The organism is Providencia sneebia DSM 19967 (genome assembly GCF_000314895.2).
Lineage (GTDB): Bacteria > Pseudomonadota > Gammaproteobacteria > Enterobacterales > Enterobacteriaceae > Providencia > Providencia sneebia.
This window is the reverse complement of sequence record NZ_CM001773.1, coordinates 311,054-334,749: the sequence shown is the minus strand read 5'-3', so window position 1 is coordinate 334,749 and position 23,696 is coordinate 311,054. Positions and strand designations below refer to the sequence as shown.

The 23,696-nt window shown below is 33.0% G+C and carries 22 protein-coding genes; 3 read left to right on the top strand and 19 right to left on the bottom strand.

Annotated elements, in window-relative coordinates; translation table 11 throughout:
* Positions 1 to 22: 22 nt before the first annotated feature.
* The 18 genes from OO7_RS01200 to cpxR form a co-directional block, all read right to left on the bottom strand.
* Entirely contained in the window at positions 23 to 802 is a 780-nt protein-coding gene (locus OO7_RS01200) for a glycosyltransferase family 2 protein (protein ID WP_008914134.1), read from the bottom strand.
* Positions 803 to 1,969: a nucleotide sugar dehydrogenase gene (locus OO7_RS01195; RefSeq protein WP_008914133.1), complete on the bottom strand. Its 1,167-nt coding sequence runs from the start codon at positions 1,967 to 1,969 to the stop codon at positions 803 to 805. It lies immediately after the preceding gene.
* A 19-nt stretch (positions 1,970 to 1,988) separates the two neighbouring features.
* Positions 1,989 to 3,428 carry a phosphomannomutase gene (locus OO7_RS01190; RefSeq protein WP_008914132.1) on the bottom strand — a complete coding sequence of 480 codons (1,440 nt, stop codon included), beginning with the start codon at positions 3,426 to 3,428 and terminating at the stop codon, positions 1,989 to 1,991.
* 27 nt (positions 3,429 to 3,455) lie between these two features.
* Positions 3,456 to 4,865, bottom strand: coding sequence for a mannose-1-phosphate guanylyltransferase/mannose-6-phosphate isomerase (locus OO7_RS01185; RefSeq protein ID WP_008914131.1), 1,410 nt, complete (start codon positions 4,863 to 4,865; stop codon positions 3,456 to 3,458).
* A gap of 18 nt (positions 4,866 to 4,883) precedes the next feature.
* On the bottom strand, positions 4,884 to 5,150 hold the full coding sequence (locus OO7_RS17390) for a hypothetical protein (RefSeq protein WP_008914130.1): 267 nt from the start codon (positions 5,148 to 5,150) through the stop codon (positions 4,884 to 4,886).
* A complete protein-coding gene (locus OO7_RS01175) occupies positions 5,147 to 6,004 on the bottom strand; it encodes a glycosyltransferase family 4 protein (RefSeq protein WP_008914129.1) in 858 nt (285 codons plus the stop codon). Before OO7_RS01175 ends, OO7_RS17390 begins: the two co-directional genes overlap by 4 nt.
* On the bottom strand, positions 5,991 to 7,070 hold the full coding sequence (locus OO7_RS01170; RefSeq protein WP_008914128.1) for a glycosyltransferase family 4 protein: 1,080 nt from the start codon (positions 7,068 to 7,070) through the stop codon (positions 5,991 to 5,993). The genes OO7_RS01175 and OO7_RS01170 overlap by 14 nt, the downstream gene beginning before the upstream one ends.
* A complete protein-coding gene (locus OO7_RS01165) occupies positions 7,067 to 8,167 on the bottom strand; it encodes an EpsG family protein (RefSeq protein WP_008914127.1) in 1,101 nt (366 codons plus the stop codon). Before OO7_RS01165 ends, OO7_RS01170 begins: the two co-directional genes overlap by 4 nt.
* A gap of 5 nt (positions 8,168 to 8,172) precedes the next feature.
* Positions 8,173 to 9,366, bottom strand: a complete 1,194-nt coding sequence (locus OO7_RS01160; RefSeq protein ID WP_043892619.1) for a hypothetical protein — start codon at positions 9,364 to 9,366, stop codon at positions 8,173 to 8,175.
* Between the two features lie 58 nt (positions 9,367 to 9,424).
* Positions 9,425 to 10,672, bottom strand: a complete 1,248-nt coding sequence (locus OO7_RS01155; protein ID WP_008914125.1) for an O-antigen translocase — start codon at positions 10,670 to 10,672, stop codon at positions 9,425 to 9,427.
* Between the two features lie 2 nt (positions 10,673 to 10,674).
* Entirely contained in the window at positions 10,675 to 11,793 is a 1,119-nt protein-coding gene (locus tag OO7_RS01150; protein ID WP_008914124.1) for a DegT/DnrJ/EryC1/StrS family aminotransferase, read from the bottom strand.
* An 8-nt stretch (positions 11,794 to 11,801) separates the two neighbouring features.
* On the bottom strand, positions 11,802 to 12,131 hold the full coding sequence (locus OO7_RS17590) for a hypothetical protein (protein WP_419177237.1): 330 nt from the start codon (positions 12,129 to 12,131) through the stop codon (positions 11,802 to 11,804).
* A gap of 197 nt (positions 12,132 to 12,328) precedes the next feature.
* Complete coding sequence (locus OO7_RS01140) at positions 12,329 to 12,733, bottom strand: sugar 3,4-ketoisomerase (protein WP_008914123.1); 405 nt, start codon at positions 12,731 to 12,733, stop codon at positions 12,329 to 12,331.
* Positions 12,733 to 13,602, bottom strand: coding sequence for a glucose-1-phosphate thymidylyltransferase RfbA (gene rfbA / locus OO7_RS01135; RefSeq protein WP_008914122.1), 870 nt, complete (start codon positions 13,600 to 13,602; stop codon positions 12,733 to 12,735). Before rfbA ends, OO7_RS01140 begins: the two co-directional genes overlap by 1 nt.
* A gap of 2 nt (positions 13,603 to 13,604) precedes the next feature.
* Positions 13,605 to 14,663, bottom strand: coding sequence for a dTDP-glucose 4,6-dehydratase (gene rfbB, locus OO7_RS01130; RefSeq protein WP_008914121.1), 1,059 nt, complete (start codon positions 14,661 to 14,663; stop codon positions 13,605 to 13,607).
* Between the two features lie 723 nt (positions 14,664 to 15,386).
* Positions 15,387 to 16,826 (bottom strand): capsule assembly Wzi family protein, encoded by a 1,440-nt coding sequence (locus OO7_RS01125; protein WP_008914120.1) that lies wholly within the window; start codon positions 16,824 to 16,826, stop codon positions 15,387 to 15,389.
* Between the two features lie 567 nt (positions 16,827 to 17,393).
* A complete protein-coding gene (cpxA, locus tag OO7_RS01120) occupies positions 17,394 to 18,764 on the bottom strand; it encodes an envelope stress sensor histidine kinase CpxA (protein WP_008914119.1) in 1,371 nt (456 codons plus the stop codon).
* Positions 18,761 to 19,459, bottom strand: a complete 699-nt coding sequence (cpxR, locus tag OO7_RS01115; RefSeq protein ID WP_008914118.1) for an envelope stress response regulator transcription factor CpxR — start codon at positions 19,457 to 19,459, stop codon at positions 18,761 to 18,763. Before cpxR ends, cpxA begins: the two co-directional genes overlap by 4 nt.
* Positions 19,460 to 19,611: 152 nt before the next feature.
* Between cpxR and OO7_RS01110 the strand changes: the two genes are divergently transcribed.
* Positions 19,612 to 20,154, top strand: a complete 543-nt coding sequence (locus OO7_RS01110) for a Spy/CpxP family protein refolding chaperone (RefSeq protein WP_008914117.1) — start codon at positions 19,612 to 19,614, stop codon at positions 20,152 to 20,154.
* 276 nt (positions 20,155 to 20,430) lie between these two features.
* On the opposite strand, the gene OO7_RS16315 is transcribed toward OO7_RS01110, so the two are convergent.
* Complete coding sequence (locus OO7_RS16315; RefSeq protein ID WP_008914116.1) at positions 20,431 to 20,562, bottom strand: Hok/Gef family protein; 132 nt, start codon at positions 20,560 to 20,562, stop codon at positions 20,431 to 20,433.
* Positions 20,563 to 21,079: 517 nt separating this feature from the next.
* Between OO7_RS16315 and loiP the strand changes: the two genes are divergently transcribed.
* The gene (loiP, locus tag OO7_RS01100; RefSeq protein ID WP_008914114.1) at positions 21,080 to 21,832 is read left to right on the top strand and encodes a metalloprotease LoiP; all 753 of its coding nucleotides are present in this window, start codon (positions 21,080 to 21,082) and stop codon (positions 21,830 to 21,832) included.
* A gap of 493 nt (positions 21,833 to 22,325) precedes the next feature.
* Complete coding sequence (gene pfkA, locus OO7_RS01095) at positions 22,326 to 23,303, top strand: 6-phosphofructokinase (RefSeq protein ID WP_008914113.1); 978 nt, start codon at positions 22,326 to 22,328, stop codon at positions 23,301 to 23,303.
* The last annotated feature ends 393 nt before the right edge of the window (positions 23,304 to 23,696 follow it).

The following is a 23,696-nucleotide window of genomic DNA, read 5'->3' as shown; positions in this document are numbered from 1 at the left end:
GGAAAGTATGGATTAACAACTATTATATAGAATGTTTGATTTTTTTAAAAAGTTTAGAGTGTTTCAAAAAACCATTTATTGTATAAAAAGAAAAATACCAGCTAGATTTAATGGGATTAAATTTCATTACGTGGCGATAGAATTGCCATTGGTATTTAGCTGCATTAAATTTATTTTGGGTCATACCAGAATCAATTCGATAATAAGCTAATACTTTAGGATAACAGTAAGCTTTTTTCTCTAATGAAAGCAGTGTTAACCAAAGACCAAAGTCTTGCCTTTTTCGAATTAAAGGCATGTATTGTTTTCCAAAGCGTTGTGTATCGTAAATGACTGTTAAGCAACCAATGACATTACCATATAGGGACTTTTGATAAGTTGTGTACTCAGGAGCTGTAATAACTTGTTCTAAGCCTTTACTACTAAAGTGCTGGTAGTAGCTAAAGGTAAAAGGATAATCATGGGTAAGCATAAAAGAGATTTGTTCTTTTAGCTTGCTCTTTATCCAGATATCATCACTATCTAAAAATGCAATAAAACGACCTTTAGCTTTTTCAATACCTATATTTCTTGAATATCCAGCACCATTATTTTTCTTGGAGAGAATAATAGATACTCTTGGATCAGTAATATTATTTAAAATATTTACGGTAGAATCTGTTGAATTATCATCAACAATAATCAACTCAACGTTTTGATATTCCTGATTTAAAACAGAGTCTATTGATTCTTGAATATTCTTTTCTGAATTATAACACGGCATAATTACAGAAACCAAAGGAGTATTAGATTTGGAGTCCATTTAATCACTACCAAATAAATCGCGGGTATACACTTTATCAGCGACATCTTCCAACTCATCAACAAGGCGGTTAGCCAAAATAATGTCACAATCGGCTTTAAATGCCTCCAAATCGCGATACACTTTTGAACGGAAAAACTCGTCTTCTTTTAGTACTGGCTCATAGACGATGACTTCAATGCCTTTGGCTTTGATGCGTTTCATCACACCTTGCACCGCAGAAGCACGGAAGTTATCTGAACCGGCTTTCATGACTAGGCGATAAACACCCACTTTGCGCGGTGACTTGGCAATAATGGCATCAGAGATAAAATCTTTACGCGTGCGATTTGATTCAACAATGGCATTAATCAGGTTGTTTGGCACATCATCATAGTTCGCCAACAGCTGTTTGGTRTCTTTYGGYAAACAATAACCGCCATAACCAAAGGACGGGTTGTTGTAATGGCTGCCAATACGTGGGTCTAATGACACACCTTCAATAATTTGGCGGGCATTCAGACCMCGACTTTCYGCGTAAGTATCGAGTTCATTAAAATACGCAACGCGCATCGCTAAGTAAGTGTTAGCAAACAGTTTAATGGCTTCGGCTTCTGTACCATCCGTAAATAAAACGGGGACATCTTTTTTAATTGCACCTTCGAGCAACAAATCTGCAAAAATTTGGGCGCGTTCAGAGCGTTCACCGACCACAATGCGTGAAGGATACAGATTGTCATACAGCGCACGACCTTCACGTAAAAACTCAGGTGAGAAAATCACATTGGTGTAGCCAAACTCTTCACGTAAGCGCTCAGTAAAGCCAACTGGAATAGTCGATTTGACAATAATCGTGGCGTTTGGATTGATTTTTTGCACATCATGAATGACCGACTCAACCGATTGGGTATTAAARTAGTTGGTTTTCGGGTCATAGTCAGTCGGCGTGGCCACAATYACATAATCAGCSCCAGTATAGGCTTCTTGGATATCTTGCGTGGCACGGAAATTAAGCTTTTTCTCCCGTAAAAACTGCTCAATTTCAGTATCAATAATCGGAGATTGGTGATTATTTAACATCGCCACTTTTTCGGGGATGATATCGACTGCGACAACTTCGTGGTTTTGTGACAATAACATGGCATTGGACAGACCAACATAGCCTGTTCCGGCAATTGCGATTTTCATAAGGGAACCAGATATGAGTTTAAATAAAAGTTTCAGGAATATTTTTTATATTATGCAATACTTGAGTAACGATAGATTTAGCTATTTCTGCATCATTAGCTTCAGCATAACATCTTAATTCAGGCGCATTACCAGAAGGACGTAAATGAATGATATTACTATCTGATAATGTAATTCTTAATCCATCTATAGTGTTTATATCAATTATTTCTAAATCACTAAATCCTAGAGATTGTAATAAAGCTTGTGGGTTTTCTTGGGCATCTTTAATTATTTTTTTACTTTTTTCAGTAGCAAAATTTTGAATACGGTCACTGAATGTAATGCGCTGAGGTAGTTCTTTGACTAATTGTGAAATACCTTTTTCTTTCGCAGCAGATAAAAGCATTAAAAATGGTAACACAGCATCACGAGTTGGTAAGGCAGATAAGTGTTTCCCATTTACGTCAATATTAGAACCTAAAAGAAAGCCACCATTAGCTTCAAAGCCTGCAATTCTTTTATATTTACTTGATAAATTTGTAAACTCTTCTATTACATAAGGTGAACCAATTTTTGTTTGTTTTACACAAAAAAAGTGCTTATGAGTAGAAATGATAGTGTTACAGCTAACTGGAATAGCTAATGCTTCTATATCAAGCTCTAATGAACACAATAAACCCAATATATCACCGCGAAGCCATTCTCCATTCTCGTCTGCTACGAGTGGTCGGTCACCATCACCATCAGTAGAGAAGATTGCATCTAATTGATATTGTTTAGACCAATTTCGCGCTTTAGTTTTATCTTCTTCAGATACTGCTTCGGTATCAATTGGTACAAATTCATTGCTACGACCGAGCGAAATGACTTCAGCACCTAATTTTTTAAGTAACTTAGAATAAATATCCCTACCAGCACTTGAATGTTCATAAATACCAATTCTTTTACCGGACAACAAATTTTCATTAAAAATAGAAGAATAGCGCTCAATATATTTTTCGGAGGCTAGTTTATCAGCTGGTGGTAAATCTGATATATCATTAGTAACAGTGAATGGTATATTACAATTCAAAATTAATTGTTCATCTTGTTTAGTAATTTCACCATCAGGGCGATAAAATTTTAAGCCATTACGATCAAAAGGGATATGACTACCCGTTACCATAATACAAGGAATATTATTGCTCATGGAGATATGTGCTAAAGCAGGTGTAGGGATAACACCATAATATATTGGCTCAATTCCTTGTTGTTTAATAGCATCAATACATGCAGAAGCAATAAACTCACTACTTGGGCGATTATCGATAGCAACCGCAATGTGTTTAAAATTGAATTCTTTTTTGATGCTATCAATAAATGCATGAGTGAAAGCTGCACAGGATTCATTAGTAAATTGAGTAACAAGACCACGAGCACCGCTGGTGCCAAATGCTATATCTGAATTTTTAATAACTTCTGATGATTTTTTTAACATTTAAATATTTACCAATTGACAAATCGTTTAATTTTTTATTCGGATAATATCATCATCTTCTAGATAACTTCCGGTTCTTACTTCTATCAGTTCTAAAGGTATTTTTCCTGGATTTTCAAAGTAATGTTTTGTTCCCAATGGAATAAAAACTGATTCATTTTCACTAATAATATATTCATTATCATCTTTATAGATTTTGGCTGTTCCAGATAAGATAACCCAATGTTCTGCTCTATGGTAATGTAATTGTGTCGCTGTTTTTCCACCCGGTTTTACTGTTATTTTTTTTACATGGTATCGTTCTCCTTCTGCGATATGCTCATATTTTCCCCAAGGTTGATAGACTTCAATATGATTTTTGAATTCTTTTCTATTGTGTTCTTTTAATAATTCTACAATATTTTTTACATTTTGAACTTTATCTCGATGAGAAATCAACAATGCATCTTTAGTATCAATAATTATAAGGTCTTCGATACCTAATACAGCTATTAATCTTTCAGGTGATGATATATAACAGTGATTTGTATCCTCAGTAATAATATCACCTTTTAATACATTGGAGTTTTGGTCTTTATCACTAACCTCCCATAAAGATGACCATGCTCCTACATCGCTCCATTTTGCATCTAATGGAACAACTGCTGCATCTTTAGTATGTTCCATAACTGCATAATCTATTGATTCACTTGGGCATGCTTCAAAAGCATCTTTATTTAGGCGGATAAAATCTAAATCAGATACAGCATTATTAAGAGCATTCTCTGTGGATAAAACGATATTAGGATTAAATAAAGAGAGTTCTTTGAGATAGCGGGAAGCTTTAAACATAAACATTCCACTATTCCATAGATAATTACCTGCATTTAAGTAAGATTTAGCTGTATCGATATCAGGTTTTTCAACAAAAGAATTTACAAAATAACAATCATTATCAATTTTAGTTTTATTGCCACATTTTATATAACCGTACCCTGTTTCCGGTTTAGTTGCGATAATCCCAAAAGTTACTAGTAAATTATTTTCTGCAAGAGTTTTAGCTTTATTGATAGCACAGTGAAAAGCATGAGTATCTTGGATTAGATGATCTGCAGCAAGTACGAGTAAAATAGGATCTTCATCATCATTTTTTACTTTTGCTAAAGCATGTTGCGCAGCCAAGGATATTGCTGGAGCTGTATTACGCCCTATAGGTTCAAGTATGATTCCTGAATGAGGTATATCCAAGTCACGTAGTTGCTCTGCGACATGAAAGCGATGCTCTTCATTACATATTATGATGGGGGGTTGATGCTCTATATCTTTTAAGCGCTCTAGTGTTTCTTGTAGCATGGTTAGATGGCTGGTTAAAGATAAAAACTGCTTGGGCATATGGGCTCTGGACATTGGCCATAAACGAGAACCTGAGCCTCCTGCCATGATTACTGGTAAAATCATAAAAATATAACCGTATATTTAGTTGGAGTAATAAACTTTTAATGTCATATAAGAAATGGATGACCAATCATAAAAATCTTCTATTTCTTTCCAATTATCAGGAGTTTCTTTAATTAATAAATATTTATCTTTTTGGTTGATGGATTTTTGTATCGATTCGGTAATAGAATCACAAGATAGAGGTGAATCTATTAAAATTCCAATATCAGGATTAATAGATAGGGGTTCAGTCAACCCACCACAGTTAGATACTATCAAAGGTATATGATATGGCAACACCGTCAATAAAACACCGCTTTGAGATATTTCTCTATAAGGTAGTATACAAAAAAACTATTGTTAATAATAAATTTTAATTCTGTTTCATTTAAAAAACGATCAATAAAAATAACATTATTCCATAGTTTATTTTTTAAATGTTTAAACTTATTATCAATGCGGCCTGCTATAATTAGTTGGATTTCATTGTTATTATTGAAGCTTTTTTCCCAGGAGTTCAATAATAAATCTATTCCTTTATAATGGGATGCTCTTCCTATAAAACAGAATGTGAGTTTTTTTTTAGAAAAAATCTGACTAATATCAAAGTTTATTGAATCATCATCAATTAAAGGAATGAGGCCGTGAGGAATAACATTAATGGATAATTTATCATTAATAGATAATAGTGCTTTCTTAGTAAATAAACTATGAACTATTATGACATCAAAAATATTATATATTTTCTTATAAAAATAGAAATAAAAATTAGAACAGTTATGAGGTTTGATGTTATGAGCGGTAAATATAAACTTACTATTAGGTAATATTTTTTTCAAAGAGTAATAAATAAAAAAATCAAAGGCTAGTAGTTTAATCCATTGTATATGAATTATGTCTGGTTTTGTTTTTATTAAGCGTATAAATAATAATATCATAGAATAAATATATGATATTAATGATGCTATTTTATTTGATTTGGAAGAATATTTGAAAATTCTTTCTACTTTTACAGTTTTGAAGTTTGAAGTTTGACTTAGATTATTAGAGCAGTAAAAAGTACAGTTTTGGTTATGAAATTCACTAAGGACACCTGAATCATACTTCTCTAAATTAGAGTATGATTGAGGATCAATGAAGGCAATATTATATTTTTTCAAGAATGTCACCCATTTTTTTTAAAATACTTTCTTTTGAATAATTATTTGTAAAATAATTTCTTATTTCTGGATAATACTTTTTACTGATTAAAAAATTTTCATTTATATTTTGAATAAAAGATTGCGCATCATTAGAAATTAAAACGAAATTTTTAATTTCGGTCTTATTATATCCAGTTAGAGCAAAATCATTTGCTATAATCTTTTTCCCATACATTAATGATTCAGCAATTTTTACTTTTAACCCAGCACCACTAAATATTGGTGATAATATAATATTTGCGTTTTTAATATATTGGCCTGTTTTCTCTACAGATCCAATTACATGTATATTTTTAGCCTCAAGTTCATTTTTCATATTCTCGAAATTTTTACCTACAATTAATAAGTTATATGGTACATAGGGCATAACATATTTTTTTAACCATCTAACTGCTTCAATATTAGGAAAGAAGAGAGAGCCCAAAAATAATAAATAATCTTCTTCATTTTTATGTGACGTTATATTTTCATCAAAATTATCTTTAATATATATTGGTATAACATAATCTCTATCAATATGCTTGCTTAACTCATCCATTTCATCTTTAGAGATAAAAAAACATGAGTCTGATGTATTTAAGGCTTGATCTTGTGATTTTTTTATAGAATGAAGAATTATTTTTTTTAAAATAGATTTTTTATTTTTATCTTTAAAATAAGATACTTCATTATTATGAAAGTATGTTATGACCTTTATTTTACTCTTAAAATGATTTTTTATAAAATACGATATTAATCCAAGCTTAGAATTATCTATATATACATAAGAAATTTTTTTTTCTATAATTATATCAATTAAGTCTTTTATTAATTTTTTATTAATTGGATAATAATATCCATAAATACCATAAATTAATTTTTTTAATTTTCTTATAGGTGTGGGAGTAGCATATAGGCTATATGTGATTATATTATAGGATGATAAATACTTTAATATTTTTAAATTATTAATAGAGACTATTTCACCACCATTGGGATATTTGGCTTTTAAGTTAGATTCGGTAATATATAATATATTTTTCAAAATAAAAATTCCAATAAAGAATTATAATGATCTAAATATTCAGGGTAGGAGTTAATGTAACCATAAAGATTAATAAATGATGATAGCCATAAATAACTGATTAAAATTAATTGATTTGCTTTATCTTTTATCAAGGATAATAAAGATACAAATAAGCAAATTTGAAATAGATCAAAATATCCATTTAATCGTCTGAGTTGGGGAATATCATTAAAAATAAAAAATAAACAGGTTCCAAAAATAAAAAGATTAAATAATAATTTATAATCTTTACTTAATGATAATAATTTTTTGTATCCAGTAAGATAGAAAAAAATCAAGACAGAGACGATTTTTTTAATTGCTGCGGGATCTAATATACTATTAGAATAAATACTACTATACTCATCATCATATGATAGGTATTTTACTAATTTATAACCAATACGGCTATCGGATGAAAGTATATTTGTAATATAGTTAATGCTAATAATTACGAGCCCAGAATAACCAATAACTATACACAGTAATATTAAAATAAAAGAGAATTTTTTAGATAAATTAATATTATATAAAGGATATGCGAATAAAAATATTAGTGAAGAAAAATGAAATTGAGCTGCAATTAATACTAGAATTGTGAAAAAAATAGGTTTTTTATCTAAAATATATAATGAGCTATAAAAGCAAATTGAAATTGCTAGTCCTTGTCTTATAGTGCCAAAATCTTTATTAATAATAAAAGGTATACATAAAATAATAACAAAAACTGATTTTTTTGAAAGAATAGATATTGTTTTTAGTTTTAGAAAAAGGCTTAGTAGTGCAGTTAAAACAAAAATATATTCAACAGGTAATCCAAAATTAAATATTATTTCATTAAAACTAGACCATAAATATTCCCAGCTATAATCATTATTATAGAAATAGTTTTGATATCCTTCCCAATCAGTGCCTGTTTTATATCGCGTACATGTTAAAAATACTATCAAAAATGATATAAAATAGAAAAATAAACTATTTAAATAGTTCTTATTCTTTATGTTAGTATTTTGCTTAACTAATTGAAATAATAATAATAAAATAGAAATGAAAATATAAAAAATAATAAATGGCATAAGGTCTATTCGCTTTTGATATTTAGTTTTATTTTTCTTAATAAGTTTTTTAATATCCTAAATAATAATATAATTTTATTATAAATAGTATCTAAATTTTTTCTTTTGTCCATTACATCAGATAGTTTGTTAAGATTAGGATTAATGCGACTATTAGATATAATAGATTTTATTTTATTGAAAATAATCTCTGATGAATGATTTTCTTTTGCATATAAATAGCACATGTAACCATGTTTATTTAGATCTATAATAATTTCATCTAAAAGTTCATTTAAAGGTCTTTTGCCATTATTATTATAGCTACCTAAAGAAAACCCAATAGATTCATAAAACATACTATATTTTATAGTATACTCTGAATCATGTTTACTTGATATATTTGTAATTATTGTTGGTATCTTATATTTTGATGAGTCAATTAATGATGTTCCCATGCCAAAGCAAATATCTATCTTTGGATAGATATTTTTATATACATCATCGATAGGTACTATTCCGTGGAAAGTAAAGTTAATTTTTGATTGCTCGGCGTATGTAATTAATTCATTTAAAGCATCGCCAGAGCCAACAACCTCTAAATTAATAGATATTTTTTTCGATATTATATATTTTTCAAGAGATTTTATAAAATTTAAAATTGAATAAAACTTAAAATCATAAGATATTCTAGAAACGACACAGAAGGTTAAATTTTTATTTATTTTTGGTCTGTCTTCTAAATGTATTGATTCGAACGGAACTGCAACTGGAATATAATTAATCTCATCTAAATTTAACCCTAAATATTTATTGCTAGTATTATAGTTATCTGAATCCATAAAGAATAATTTATTTTCATTATAATATTCTTTTAGCAAATGAGCCAATAACTCTCGCCTAGGTCTATATAGCTTATCTATTAATTTATTATATATTTTTATTTCTTTATTAAACCTACGAGCAGGGAAAAATTGAGTTATGAGCTCAATAGGTTGAAGCTGCCATATGAATATATCAATATCTTTATTTTTTATATTATTATATAAATCTAATAGATATTTTGAACTTATAATAAAAAAATCATTATTAACTTGGCCTAAGTCATATTTTATAGTGATATTATTAATTGGCACATAACTCATTGCAATATAAGATTTTGCTTTAGTATAAATATTTATCTTATAATCTTTAGATAGGTATTCAGCTAATCTAATCATAAGAATTTCGGTGCCACCATATATTGGTGAAGGTAGAAAAAATGAAATAATTTTCATATTAAATATAGTTTTTTATTTTTAAGATAAGGTAAATGGATATTAAATATAAAAAATAATTAATACAGTATGCTAAATTAGCCCCAATAGTTCCTAGTATATTTATAGATAGAATCGAAATTGAAATAAAACTTATAGTGAATATAATTTCTGTTATTATAAATATTTTCGTCATTGATTTAGCAACCATTACATATGCTAATAACCATGACGCTATTTTAAATACATCACCAATGATTTGCCATGTAAATAATGGTTTCATAGGTATAAAACTATCAGAAAAAAGCAGGTAGATAATAAAATCACGTAAAAGATATATAAGCAAACCACAAAAAATCACAATAGGGAGTAATATTTTATAGCCTTGTAATATCTCTTTTTTTAATTCTTGTCGATTATTTATTTCAGATAGCCGTGGTAAATAATAAGTACTTAATGCCGTAGTTACTATCATTAAATAAGTTGTAGATATATACCAAACACCTTGCCAGTATCCAGCTTGTTCTAATCCCTGAGTAGTTCCAATATAATCACGAATAATAAATTGTGATGTGGGAACCATAATGGCGGAGGTAATAGCCATTGCTGAATAAGCAAATAATTTTTTGGATATTTTTTTATCAAAAGATGATGTAAAGTTTTTCCATATTATTATTTTATGTTTTCTTAACATAAACAATGTGATGAAAAAAATTACAGATTGATTAGTTGCTAAAGCTATTAGTGCGCCTTTTAATCCCCAAAAATAAATTAATAAACTAGTAAAAACTAATGAGTATAGGCTTTGTATTATGTTTATTTTTATATAATTTCTTATTTCTTTTAAACCATTAATTATAGATAATAAAAAGCTGTTTAAAACAAATAATATAATAGTAAAACCAAATAAGATAAATATAAATTGGTATTGAACAGTATCTAATATTTTGAGAGAGAAAAAATGAGAAAGTGTAATTAGTATTGTTCCAACAATAACCGATGCAATCAAACTGATACGTACACCTGTACTGAACAATAATGGTAGTCTTCCACTTTCTTTGCCATATTCAGCCGTATATTTTACTACACCACTATTAATTGCCCCTTGTGCTGCGATTAATACAAGTTGACTAAAATTTTGAAATTGACCTATTACAGCAAGCCCAGCAGGGCCAATATAAATAGATACAGCTTTATTGATAACTAAGCCTGATAGCATTTTAAAAAAAGTTGCGATCAGGCTTAATAGTGATGTTTTGATTAACGTCATTATTAAATCACAAATGAATTACATACTTCAATTACTTTAGATATTTCATCATGAGTCATTGTTGGAGATATTGGTATACTTAATACATCGTTATGTATTTTTTCAGTTATTGGTAGTGATAAATTTTTATATTGGTTATATGCCTGTTGTTTATGTGGTGGAGTAGGATAATGAATTAATGTTTGAACTCCCTTCTCTGTCAAATGTTTTTGTAGCAAATCTCTATGATTTGTTGCAATCACAAATAGATGCCATACATGGTTTTGCTGACTTTTTTTGTATTCCTCAGCAGACATGGGAAGCTTAATTAGTGGGTTTTTAATATTTTCTAAGTAGGTTAGTGCTATTTTTTGACGAATTAAAGTTTCATTATCTAGATACCTTAATTTTACATTTAACATTGCAGCTTGAATTTCATCTAATCTGCTATTTACGCCTTGGTATAAATTTAAATATTTTTGATGTGAACCATAATTACGCAGTGCTTGCAGCGTTTTTGCTAATTCATCATCATTTGTCGTAATAGCACCTGCATCACCCAATGCTCCTAGGTTTTTACCTGGATAAAAACTAAAACCAGCTGCATCACCCCAGTTACCTGCTTTTTTACCATCAATACTAGCATTGTGTGATTGTGCACAATCTTCTAAAACTAATAGATTGTGTTTTTTTGCAATTGCCATGATTTCAGTCATTGGTGATATTTGACCATAAAGGTGTACAGGTAAGATAACCTTTGTTTTACTAGTAATTGCAGATTTGATATTTTCGATAGATAAATTATAAGTATTTACGTCGGGTTCTACAAATACTGGGATTAAATCATTTTCAGTAATTGCGAGAATTGATGCTATATAAGTATTTGCTTGGACTATTACTTCATCCCCAGTTTTTAATTTCCCGAGTTCTTTCCATGCCCGTAGTACTAACGTTAAAGCGTCTAGACCATTCGCGACACCAATTGTATACTTAGTGCCACAATAAGCTGAAAAATTTTGCTCAAAACTTTCTAGCTCTTTACCCATGATATACCAGCCAGAATCGATAACTCTTTCGCTTGCTTGTTTTAATTCTTTTTTGTATTGATTATTTACCAATTTTAAATCTAGAAAAGGAATCATTTTAGTACCTACTTAATATAATTTTGGAATTTGTTTTTTATATTTATGATATCATCAGGAAAAATTTCATAATAATAATGAATGTCATCTTCATTTATTTTTCTTGCATTGAATTTTTCATGGAATGAGATAACCTTTTCATTTCCTTTCATTACTTCAAAATGACAACGTGAATAGCCTTTAATATCAAATCCGAATATATATACTAGTAATGCACTTTCTATCGCTGCTGTTCGAGTTTTTGATTCATTTAATATCCAACTTCCCCAGGAGAAAGAGTCGTTGTTGATGTCATAAACTCGAACAGTACCACAAGGTACATCATCTAATGTTTCGATTATAAAATAAAACTCTTCATTATTACTTTCTTTTTTTTATAGTTTTTTATCCAAGCTCTTTGTTTTTCAATATCATTATTTACAGAGGACAAAAATTTATTATAAGTCTCATTCAATCTAAGTGATAATATAAATGGGGCGTCGCTATCATTGACTAAGCGAAGTTTTACTGTTTTAGATTTTAATATCATATTGACCTAGAGATTTTTGTTATAATTTAGGAAATCACTATAATTGCGTATATAATCACTTTCATCATAGTGATCACTTGCTAATACCATAATAATGCAATCTTCTGAGAAATCATACATTTCATGCCATTGCATGGGCTCAATGAGTAAACCTGTATGAGGACAATTTAAAATACATTCTTCTTTATTTTTACCATTATCCATAATAAAACGGCAACTCCCACGAACACAGACTGCAAGTTGTCTTAATTCTTTATGTGCATGGAATCCGCGAGAAACACCTTCTTTTGTATCAAAAATGTAGTAGATACGCTTTACATCAAAAGGAATGTTTTTATTTTGTTCTAATGAGACTAACGAACCTCTTTCATCACCAAGTTTTTTAAATTCAATAGTATTAATTAGTTTCATTACTGTTTCTCAATAAGATTGATTAAATATTCACCATAGCTGTTTTTTCTGCATTTATTTGCGGTTGCTAATACTTGTTCTGTTGTTAGCCATTGTTGGCGATAGGCTATTTCTTCTAAGCAGGCAATTTTAAAACCTTGGCGTTTTTCTATAGTTTCAACAAAGCTTGATGCATCTAAAAGACTATCGTGTGTACCTGTATCTAACCAAGCAAATCCACGACCTAATAACTCAACTTTAAGTTTTTTATTTTTTAGATAAATTTGATTTACAGTTGTAATCTCTAGTTCACCACGCTCTGAGGGCTTTATATTTTTAGCAATATTAATGACATCATTATCATAGAAATATAAACCAGTGACAGCATATTTTGATTTGGGTTTTTGAGGTTTTTCCTCTATAGAAATGGCATTGAAGTTGGCATCAAATTCAACCACACCAAATCGTTCAGGATCTTGTACTTCATAACCAAAAACAGTAGCACCATTTTTATTAGCTGCTGCACTTAAAAGTTTTGGTGAGAAACCTTGACCCCAAAAAATATTATCCCCTAATACCAAACACACACTATCGGAACCAATAAACTCTTCACCGATAATAAAAGCTTGTGCTAAGCCTTCGGGTTTTGGCTGAACGGCATATTGAATTGAAATGCCAAACTGAGAACCATCACTTAATAAACGCTCAAAACCACTTTGGTCTTCAGGGGTAGTGATAATGAGTACTTCACGAATACCCGCTAGCATAAGAACTGATAGCGGATAATAAATCATTGGTTTGTCATAGATAGGCAGTAATTGTTTAGAAACGCCCATAGTAATTGGATATAGCCTTGTACCTGAGCCACCCGCTAAAATAATTCCTTTCACAATTAAGCCCCTAGTCTTTCTCTATTATAGTTATTATTCTGAACTGACTCACACCACTTCGCATTTTCTAAATACCATTCCACAGTTTTACGTAGACCTGTTTCAAATGTTTCTTCTGGAACCCAGCCAAGATCATTTTTGATTTTTGTTGCGTCAATGGCATAACGTAAATCATGGCCAGGGCGATCTGTGACATAAGTAATTAAGTCAGAATATTGTTGAATATTTTTAGGTTTATTCGGTACTAATTCTTCAAGGATATGGCAAAGTGTTTTAACAACATCGATATTCGCTTTTTCATTATGTCCACCGATATTATAGGTTTCGCCTACTTTTCCTTCGGTGACGACTTTATATAAAGCACGAGCATGATCTTCTACATATAACCAATCTCTGATTTGTTGCCCATTACCATACACAGGTAATGCTTTACCTTCTAAAGCATTCAAAATCATTAATGGGATCAGTTTTTCTGGATAGTGATAAGGACCATAATTGTTAGAACAGTTTGTAATAATTGTTGGTAGGCCATAAGTTCGTTGCCAAGCTCTGACAAGATGATCACTGGATGCTTTTGATGCAGAATAAGGGCTACTTGGTGCATACGGTGTTGTTTCTGTAAACAAGTCCGTAGTTGATTCTAAATCACCGTAAACTTCATCAGTAGAAATATGATGGAAACGGAAAGCACTTTTTTTATCAGAAGGGAGTTGATTCCAATATTGGCGAGCAGCTTCTAGCAATGTATAAGTTCCAACGATATTTGTTTGAATAAATTCGCTAGGACCATCAATAGAACGGTCAACATGAGATTCAGCAGCTAAATGCATGACGGCATCTGGTTGATGCTTTTCGAATAAATTTACTATAGCCGCAGAATCACAAATATCGACTTGCTCAAATGTATATTTAGGGCTATCACAAACAGATGTCAATGACTCTAAATTGCCGGCATAAGTCAATTTGTCAATATTAACAACAGAATCATCGGTATTATTTATAATATGACGAATAACTGCGGAACCGATAAAACCCGCACCACCAGTAACTAATATTTTCACTGATAACCTTGGTATTTAATTATGTATGAAGGAGTAGAAGTTTTCGCTGAGGGGAAATAAACATCTTGATAAATTATACACACCCATAGCTACCGCACTGGGTTGTCGGGTCCCAGAGCACCATTGAATTTTTCTTGAATGCTTATCAATTGAAAATATTACCATTTTTCATAATCGCTCAATTGATAAGCATTTCTTAATTGTTCATCAGCCCGATAGGGCTATTCAACTAAGTTGATTATATAACTTAAAAGCGGTTTATAATATCATTAAATATAGAGAATGACTATTAAGGGGATAGCCTTAGAGAATAGTCTTAATCTAGTGTGGGATTTTATTAGCATATGCTTATAATTTAATTAGGTTATACAATTTAGACTCTTATTAAGTAATATATCGAATTTTATTTTAAGGAGCGGATGCTTACCTGATTATTGAATAATATTCACTTATTGTTTGGACTAAATTTTTATATTAGTATTTTGTATGCTAGAGGAATGGGATAAATAGGGTTGGAATATAAATAACACTTATATTTTGTATTGTAATATATGTAATGTATATATGTTATCAAAGAGATTTATATTTAATCATTTTTAGTTAGTCATTAAAGATAAGTTAATTCCAGTAGTCATTATTATTCATTATTTCCACAAATAGAGTCATTGATGCTTCTATAAATTAAAGCACCGAATTAAAATTTTCGGTGCTTTATTGAGTTTATTACCACTTAAATGGTACAGATACCATCACAGATGCACCAAGGTCATCACGTGTATTGTAATCTGTTTTGGAAACCCAGACTTTAGCATCAGTATTTACTTTATCATCAAAGTTATGCCACCAGCCTAAATCAGCACCCGTGATAGTTTCAGATCTTGGAAATGCTTTGTTTTGCCACTCACTTTCTTTATTGACTTTAGCATGCATGACGCGAGTGCTAATGCGGTTGTCATCATCGAGTGTATATTCAACTTTAGCGGTGAGCATTCTACCGTCGCCACCCATTGCATGGCCTAAAGGGTAACCTTGCTGATAATAACCATTTTTATAGATAAAGTGGGTATACATTACACCGTTTTTATTCCATTCGGTATGTGTGTTGGCACCTTCAATATACCAATTTAAAGGTTGACCCCATAAGGTGTGGTAGCCTTCAAATCCAGCCATAAATGCATTTTTAGATGGGAACATACCCGCTTCATCTTCACCAATCATCTGTCCATAAACACTGACTGGTATATTTAGAAGCGGATATAATTTGAGTTTTAAATCTAAGCCGGCTAATTGGTTGCCTGGATCATCGTTAACATCGCCTGTGTTATCTTTACCGATCATGGCATTCCAGAAGGAGTTCCAATTATCAGGTCGGCCATCACCACCCCACATGACAACGCGGGAACCTCCCAACTCAACAAAATCAGTTGGATTCATAGTCATACGTAGGCCAATTAATTTGGTGTTAGGCTGAGATGAATATTGTTTGATTTGCCCAGCGGTAAGTTGATATTGCCATGAACCAATCCATGAAAGCCACGGGGTTTCAAATGGGCTTTGATCTGCGCGTTGTAATAAGAAGCCAGTAACGGGTCTTGCGGCATCAGTACGAATTAGGCTGCCATCATGACCTGGACCCCACCATTGTGGAATTTGGCCAAAGGTCACCCACTGGTTCCAAATTTTCACACCACCATAAGAGCCATTGAGGTTGTAGTCAGACCCATCTTCAACACGCAAACCGCGCTCTGCATTAGCTTTTAAATTTAGGTCAATATCATCGGTATTATAGTTACCTGCTACAGTGTAGCGATAATCACTGTATTCGCTTTGTGCGAAGCCTTGCGGCATCGAAGGCTTACCTGATGATAAATAGGTTTGTAGTTGCACACTATTACTTGTGCGATTTAGCTGTTTTTTGATGCGTTGAATAATCGCGTCTTGCTCACCATTCGTGACTTTCGCATTATTCAATGCTCGGGTGATTTCTTCAGAAGATAGCGGCCATGTGGATAAGCTAATTTGGATAACATTGCGCTCAGAGAGCCATGCTAAATCGCTACGTAAATTATTATCCGGCAGAACTAATCCTCCGGCAAATGTACTACCACTCATTGAACCTAATAAAGTAAAGATGGCGAGGGTTGTTAGCTTTATTTTTTTCATTGATGAATCCGTTGAATTGAGTCCGTTTAGTTTTGGTATCTACCATTATCATACTTCAGATTGCTTCATTAATAGCTATGTCAATTGGCTAATTGGCCGAAACCTAAAATAATTGTACCTAAAAACAGAGAAATACGTTAAAAATAAATGAAATCATTCAACCTATTTTGCTGTTAAATAATACACTTATTCAGCAATTAAATTATGATTCAAATTTAATCTGACCGCTAATTTTTAGTATAATAAGCAATCTAGGTTTAAATAAATAGTCTTTATAAAGGAATTACTGGGTGAATTTGTATTTTCTTTATTAACGTGATCTTTTATTGGAAAGAATTCTGTGACTATTTTGGTGGTTTAAGATGGGTGCCATGTATATTCGATTGGGTTATTATAGGGTTAATATCAACCAGATTAATGTGATTTATTCAAACTTGGATTAGGCGATTCACCGTCTAAATTGATAAATTTTACTTAAGAGATGGTTTTGGTTAATAAAATGAATAAAAAATAGGCGCTTTAACATTAAAGTGTCTAAAGCGCCTTAATAACGGGATTTAACGTAACTTACCTGCCATGTTCAGGTAACCAAATTTGTAAACGCAATCCGCCAAGTGGGCTATCGTCAGCTTTAACCCAACCTTTATGTTGTGATACAGCCGTTTCAACAATCGCCAAACCAAGACCAGTACCACCGGTTTCTCTGTCACGTGCTTCATCTGTTCTGTAGAACGGACGGAAAATATGTTCGCGATCAGCAGGGCTAACTCCTGGACCATCATCATCAACCGTAATTAGCACGCCATTGTTTTCTTCCTTGAACACAACAGCAATATGCGTATTTGAGTAACGTAAGGCATTGCGGACAATATTTTCAAATGCACTACCAATTGCGGATGGATTGCAATAGATAGGCCAAGGCCCCGGTGGTGATGTAACCTCCAAGGTTTTATGCATTTGTTCAGCTTCAAAGCTGGCATCATCTAAGATGTCACCCCATAAATCATCCGCCTTAATATTCTCTCTCAATATCTCATTTTTATGTTGGCTACGTGATAGCACAAGCAAGTCATTAATCATGCTATCTAAACGATGAGTTTCTGTTTCAATACGTTCCAGCTCTTTACTTTCACCATGTCGACGACGTAATAGTGCAGTTGCCAATTGAAGCCGAGTTAATGGTGTCCGTAATTCATGGGAAATGTCAGAAATGAGACGTTGCTGGGCGGTTACCATGCCATCTAAAGCGCTAATCATCTGATTAAAACTATTCCCTGTAGAGAGAAACTCCTGAGGGCCTGATTCTAATTCTGGATGAGGGCGTAAATTACCTTTTGCGACATCATCTGCTGCCATTTTTAATTTACGCGCAGGACGAGCAAGGCTCCATGACAGCCAAAGTAGTAACGGCGTACTAATGAGCATCGTTGCAATCAGCAATAATAATGGGCGGTCAAACAATAAGTTAATAAAGTCAGATTGCGGACTGTTTGCAGGGCGCACTAAATATAGCTGGTAATGATCTTCTCCATCACGAATAGAAAATGGGCCAAGAATTTCTGCTCGACCATATTTTTTCTTTTTCGGATGATCAGCATTATCAGACTGACCAATAAAATTACGGATGACCTGCATTTCGCTAGGCATTGCACCAATAACACGGCCTTCACTGGTCACAATGATTAGTCGTTGGCCTGGTGGTGCCCATTTTTGGATAGAATTAGAGATGCGTTTCCACCAAAGTAGGTCATTCATTGGTGCTTGAGCCAGTTCGGCTTCAATATGTTGTTCAAGCATTTTCCCTTGGCGTTGCTCACTTTCAGTGAGAACAGTGAGCTGCCTAGAGTCGAGCTTGGGTACCATCAGCACTAGCATTAAGACTAGTGCCATGGTGAACCAAAAAATAGCAAATATTCTTGCGGTTAAGCTATTTATCATGTTGCTGAAACCATCAGGTATCCACGGCCGCGTAAAGTTTTAAACCAAGGCTGGCCATCGGTGCGTTCAGGAAGTTTACGACGTAGGTTTGAAATGTGCATATCAATGGCACGGTCAAACGGAGTTAATCGTTTTCCTAAGACTTCTTGACTCAGGTGTTCTCTTGATACAACTTGTCCAAGATGCTGCGCCAACAAGTATAGCAAGGTGAATTCAGTTCCAGTTAAATCAAGTATTTGATTATCAAAACTTGCTTCTTGGCGACCTGGGTTTAATTGTAATTTATCAACTTGTAAAACAGGGGTATTGCTTGTATCACCTGGGTTTTGTTCACTCCAATTAGAACGGCGCAAGAGTGCACGAATACGTGCAACCAGCTCTCGGTCATTGAATGGTTTAGGGAGATAATCATCTGCACCAAGCTCTAACCCCAGCACTTTGTCTAATTCACTACCGCGAGCGGTTAGCATAATGACAGGCGTTTGGTGTATTTGACGTAACTCTTTTAATGTTTCAATACCATTTTTTTTCGGCATCATGACATCAAGTAATAATAAATCTATGGTTGAGTCAATTTGTTGTAATGCCTGTTCACCATCATAGGCGATGACAACATTGAAACCTTCCATTTCGAGCAGTTCTTTTAATAGCGACGTGAGTTCACGGTCGTCATCAACTAATAGGATTTTATGCATGTGTTTAAGTCCTCCAGCTGCCAAAATACGATAACAATCTTCATGATTCCATGACTTTACGTTCTTTTACATGCTCTGACGCTAGTTTGCAGCCACTGGCGTATAGTTGTTCACATTGAAACACGGGTACTGTCCGAGAACAAGGAGTAGGAATGCAAAGCACAGCACAGACAACAGTAATGTTGATGTTAACCTCTGCATTTATTATCGGATCAGTAACAGCATTTGGAAATACAGAAGAAAATTTATCACAACCGAGCGATACATCAGCTCCTTTAGTATTACAAATGCAAAATGAACCAGCAACGGCGGTTCAAGTCATCTCCCAGGTTCAATCTTATGATTTATTAGCTAATGAAGAACGCATTAGCACATTTATGTTTAATGGTATCACGTTGAATGAAAAACAGCGCCAGCAATTGCGCGATTTAATGGCAACACAGCGCCATTTTCAATTTGAAACCCCAGTTTCTGTGCAGGAACGAGAAGAGTTACATAATTTAATCGTTGCTGACCATTTTGATGAAAAGGCTATCCGTGAACAGCTAGAAAAGCGTTTACAGAAAGAGTTAGCTAAGCGTGTTGAAATTGCTCGCATTCATCATGAGTTATATCAGTTATTGACACCAGAGCAGAAAACACAACTTGAGCAGATACATCAACAAAAAATGTCTCAATATAATGCTTTGCAGTGAAACGTTATTCAATGTAGTTGTTTTATCGTAGCTGAATCTCTTGATCCAAAAATCTCTTGATCCATAGTAGTGAAGTAGCAATAAGTGAAGTTTTTCCTTGCCATAGACACCATCCCTGTCTTTTATAGCCCCTTTTAGGGGCTTTTTTTTTGCTCTAAAAATGACAATCATCGCAACAAAAGAAAACAGTATGGTTTTGAAAAGGGTGCTTGAAGCCTAAACCAGAGCAATTGAAGAAGAAAAATAACGGGGGATATACAAGCTCCCCGCTAGGCATTATCTTTCCGCCTGAACTACTGTATTCCCGCTACTGTAACTAAAAGAACAAAGTTCGCCTTTTGTTAGTAACACGAAACACAGTATCGTCACACAGACGACAATTAGCGCGTTAAGCGCATACTTGGTCATTTTCCTTGACTCCTTAATTTCAAGGAGGCACAATCTTAATTGGTTAGGTTAAGATGTGCGCCTCGTTGATTGTTACATAAATGTAAATAATTAACGAGGCTTTCTCTTATCTAGTTCTTACATAAAATGCTTGAACCAAATAGGATCAAGCACCCGCCATGAAGCCTAACAAAAAGTTGATTATGATGTTGTTTAAAGTTCTGCAACTTTATCTGAAAATGAAAGATAATAAGCTTAACTATTATTCAAACAATTTAAGATATGGCATATCATCTATTTCTTTTTCTATTCCATTCATAATTTACCTGAATGATCACAAAGTGATTGTTTTGATTTTCATATATTTTATTCCAAATAACACAGCTTATTATTCTGACAATAAATCTATTTTCATAAGAAATGGACGAAAACTATATGAAATAGATAGTTGCGCCTTATTCCTATTGTTATTTTTTGCAAAATTTATAGTCTTGAAGCTTAAAAAGAAGAACACAAAATTACATAGGATAATTATTGTATGAAAATGAAGGCTTTTATTGCAGTTGCGGTTGCCACAGCTGTCTTAGCGGGTTGTAAAAACTTGGATCATGGGATGTTGGCTAACTCTGGTATGCAATTATTCCAAGCTGCCACATTGAGCGATGCTGATGTTAAGCAATTAACTGATCAGTCCTGCCAAGAGATGGATGCTCAGAATAAAATTGCTCCACCATCCAGTAAATATGCAAAGCGTTTAGATAAAATTGCTAAATCATTGGGTAATGAAGTCGATGGAACTCCTGTCAATTATAAAGTTTATATGACTGATGATGTTAACGCATGGGCGATGGCTAATGGCTGTGTGCGTGTGTATAGCGGTCTGATGGATATGATGAATGATAATGAGGTTGAGGGTGTTCTGGGCCATGAAATGGGGCATGTGGCATTAGGTCATACTCGTAAAGCAATGCAAGTTGCTTATGCGACAGTGGCAGCTCGCACTGCTGCGGCATCTGCTGGCGGCGCAATTGAACAGTTAAGTTCTTCTCAAATTGCTGCATTAGGCGAAAAATTGGTTAATTCACAATTTTCTCAACATCAAGAAAGTGAAGCGGATAACTTCTCTTATGATTTACTCAAAAAACGGGGTATTAAAACTGATGGTTTAGTAACCAGTTTTGAGAAGTTAGCTAAGTTGGGCGGCGGTGATAGCAGTATGTTTGATTCACATCCACCTTCCGAAGAACGTGCGCAGAATATCCGCGAACGTATTGCTGCGGATGCTAAATAATTTTAGCCATTAGATAATTGAAAAAAGTTTGTCTTAAATATAGCTTCATCAACTTGGTATACACTCGTTGATGAAGCTTTTTTGTTGAGGCTATTTTGAACTATTTGAGGTCATAAATCGAGTATGTTGACTTAAAACTGATGAAAACTATAGATTACCTCACCTCAGCAATGATTCTTTTCATACTTAATGTCAAATACTTGTGTTGATTAAATGTTAATATTAGCGATTAATTTTTGTTTCGAAGTAAGGCAACTCCAGCTATAGTGAATCTTTGTTTTCTCGGCAAACAGCTTTTAAATGAGAATAATGTAATCTAGATCACAATAAAGCGTTAAAGCGTGGGGATATAAACATCGCTTTACCGTATCATAATGTTAGGTGAATCAATTCAGCACTGACAATTTATAACGGAATTAGCTGAGAAATATGCAGTGCTATTGCCCGTGCTCTTCATAGATTTGCAATTTATATTCATTAGTCAGAGGTCATCATGGTCAAACAGATTAAAAGAATTGGGGTATTAACGAGTGGTGGTGATGCTCCGGGCATGAACGCTGCAATCCGTGGTGTTGTTCGTGCTGCATTGGGTGAAGGTTTAGAGGTTATGGGTATTTATGATGGGTACCTTGGCTTATATGAAAATCGTATGAAACAACTCGATCGCTACAGTGTTTCCGACATGATAAATCGTGGGGGAACTTTCCTCGGTTCTGCTCGTTTTCCACAGTTTCGTGACGAAAAAGTTCGCGCTGTTGCCATTGATAATCTGAAAAAAAATCACATTGATGCGCTAGTTGTTATTGGTGGTGATGGTTCTTACCTTGGTGCAAAAGCACTGACAGAAGCTGGTTTCCCGTGTATTGGTTTGCCGGGAACGATTGATAATGATGTTGCGGGTACAGATTATACCATTGGTTATTTTACTGCTCTTGAAACGGTAGTTGAAGCAATTGACCGTTTGCGTGATACATCAACTTCTCATAAACGTATTTCAATTGTCGAGGTTATGGGACGTTATTGCGGTGATTTAACGCTATCTGCTGCGATTGCCGGAGGATGTGAGTTTTTAGTTTTACCTGAAAATGAGATGCCTTTTGATCGTGAAGAGCTCCTTTCTGAGATCAAACTTGGTATTGAAAAAGGTAAACGACACGCCATTGTTGCTATCACAGAACATGTTTGTGATGTTGATGAATTAGCAAAATATATAGAGAAAGAGACACATCACGAAACACGTGCAACAGTACTGGGTCACATTCAGCGCGGGGGATCACCCGTTGCTTATGACCGTATTTTAGCATCGCGTATGGGCGCATATTCAATCCAACTGCTACTTGAAGGTTATGGTGGTCGTTGTGTTGGTATTCAAAATGAAAAATTAGTCCATCACGATATTATTGATGCCGTAATGAATATGAAACGTGTCTTCAAGAAAGATTGGTACGATACCGCTAAAAAATTGTACTAATTCACGTTCAATTGCACACATATCTTCACGCTAGGAGTATTTTTGTACTCCTAGCGGCTTGTCTTTTATGTTTAATCCATTTATGAAAATAACAAGTTATAGATATTAAAAATAGTTTAATAGCTATTATAGAGATAATATTTTTCTTATCTGTATAAATATTACTTTCAAATCTATGGAGGCTATTTATAAATAAAAATAACGTTAAATGATGAAAGTGTATAAGAAATTAAAATTAACTATTAATATAGCTCAACTATATCTATCATCTCTCTTTATATTCAATAACATTTTCTATTTCCTAAATGATTCAGATAGTTAATAAAAATATCAATTCTACTTTATTTTATATTTGAATTAATATGGCTATATTCCACTATCATATAAGTCGTT

Bases quoted from the DNA above. Each gene is read 5' to 3' on its own strand.
- OO7_RS01200 (WP_008914134.1), bottom strand. From the start codon at position 802: ATGGACTCCAAATCTAATACTCCTTTGGTTTCTGTAATTATGCCGTGT.
- OO7_RS01190 (WP_008914132.1), bottom strand. From the start codon at position 3,428: ATGTTAAAAAAATCATCAGAAGTTATTAAAAATTCAGATATAGCATTT.
- OO7_RS01185 (WP_008914131.1), bottom strand. From the start codon at position 4,865: ATGATTTTACCAGTAATCATGGCAGGAGGCTCAGGTTCTCGTTTATGG.
- OO7_RS01165 (WP_008914127.1), bottom strand. From the start codon at position 8,167: ATGCCATTTATTATTTTTTATATTTTCATTTCTATTTTATTATTATTA.
- OO7_RS01160 (WP_043892619.1), bottom strand. From the start codon at position 9,366: ATGATTAGATTAGCTGAATACCTATCTAAAGATTATAAGATAAATATT.
- OO7_RS01155 (WP_008914125.1), bottom strand. From the start codon at position 10,672: ATGACGTTAATCAAAACATCACTATTAAGCCTGATCGCAACTTTTTTT.
- OO7_RS01150 (WP_008914124.1), bottom strand. From the start codon at position 11,793: ATGATTCCTTTTCTAGATTTAAAATTGGTAAATAATCAATACAAAAAA.
- OO7_RS01140 (WP_008914123.1), bottom strand. From the start codon at position 12,733: ATGAAACTAATTAATACTATTGAATTTAAAAAACTTGGTGATGAAAGA.
- OO7_RS01125 (WP_008914120.1), bottom strand. From the start codon at position 16,826: ATGAAAAAAATAAAGCTAACAACCCTCGCCATCTTTACTTTATTAGGT.
- cpxA (WP_008914119.1), bottom strand. From the start codon at position 18,764: ATGATAAATAGCTTAACCGCAAGAATATTTGCTATTTTTTGGTTCACC.
- cpxR (WP_008914118.1), bottom strand. From the start codon at position 19,459: ATGCATAAAATCCTATTAGTTGATGACGACCGTGAACTCACGTCGCTA.
- OO7_RS01110 (WP_008914117.1), top strand. From the start codon at position 19,612: ATGCAAAGCACAGCACAGACAACAGTAATGTTGATGTTAACCTCTGCA.
- OO7_RS16315 (WP_008914116.1), bottom strand. From the start codon at position 20,562: ATGACCAAGTATGCGCTTAACGCGCTAATTGTCGTCTGTGTGACGATA.
- loiP (WP_008914114.1), top strand. From the start codon at position 21,080: ATGAAAATGAAGGCTTTTATTGCAGTTGCGGTTGCCACAGCTGTCTTA.
- pfkA (WP_008914113.1), top strand. From the start codon at position 22,326: ATGGTCAAACAGATTAAAAGAATTGGGGTATTAACGAGTGGTGGTGAT.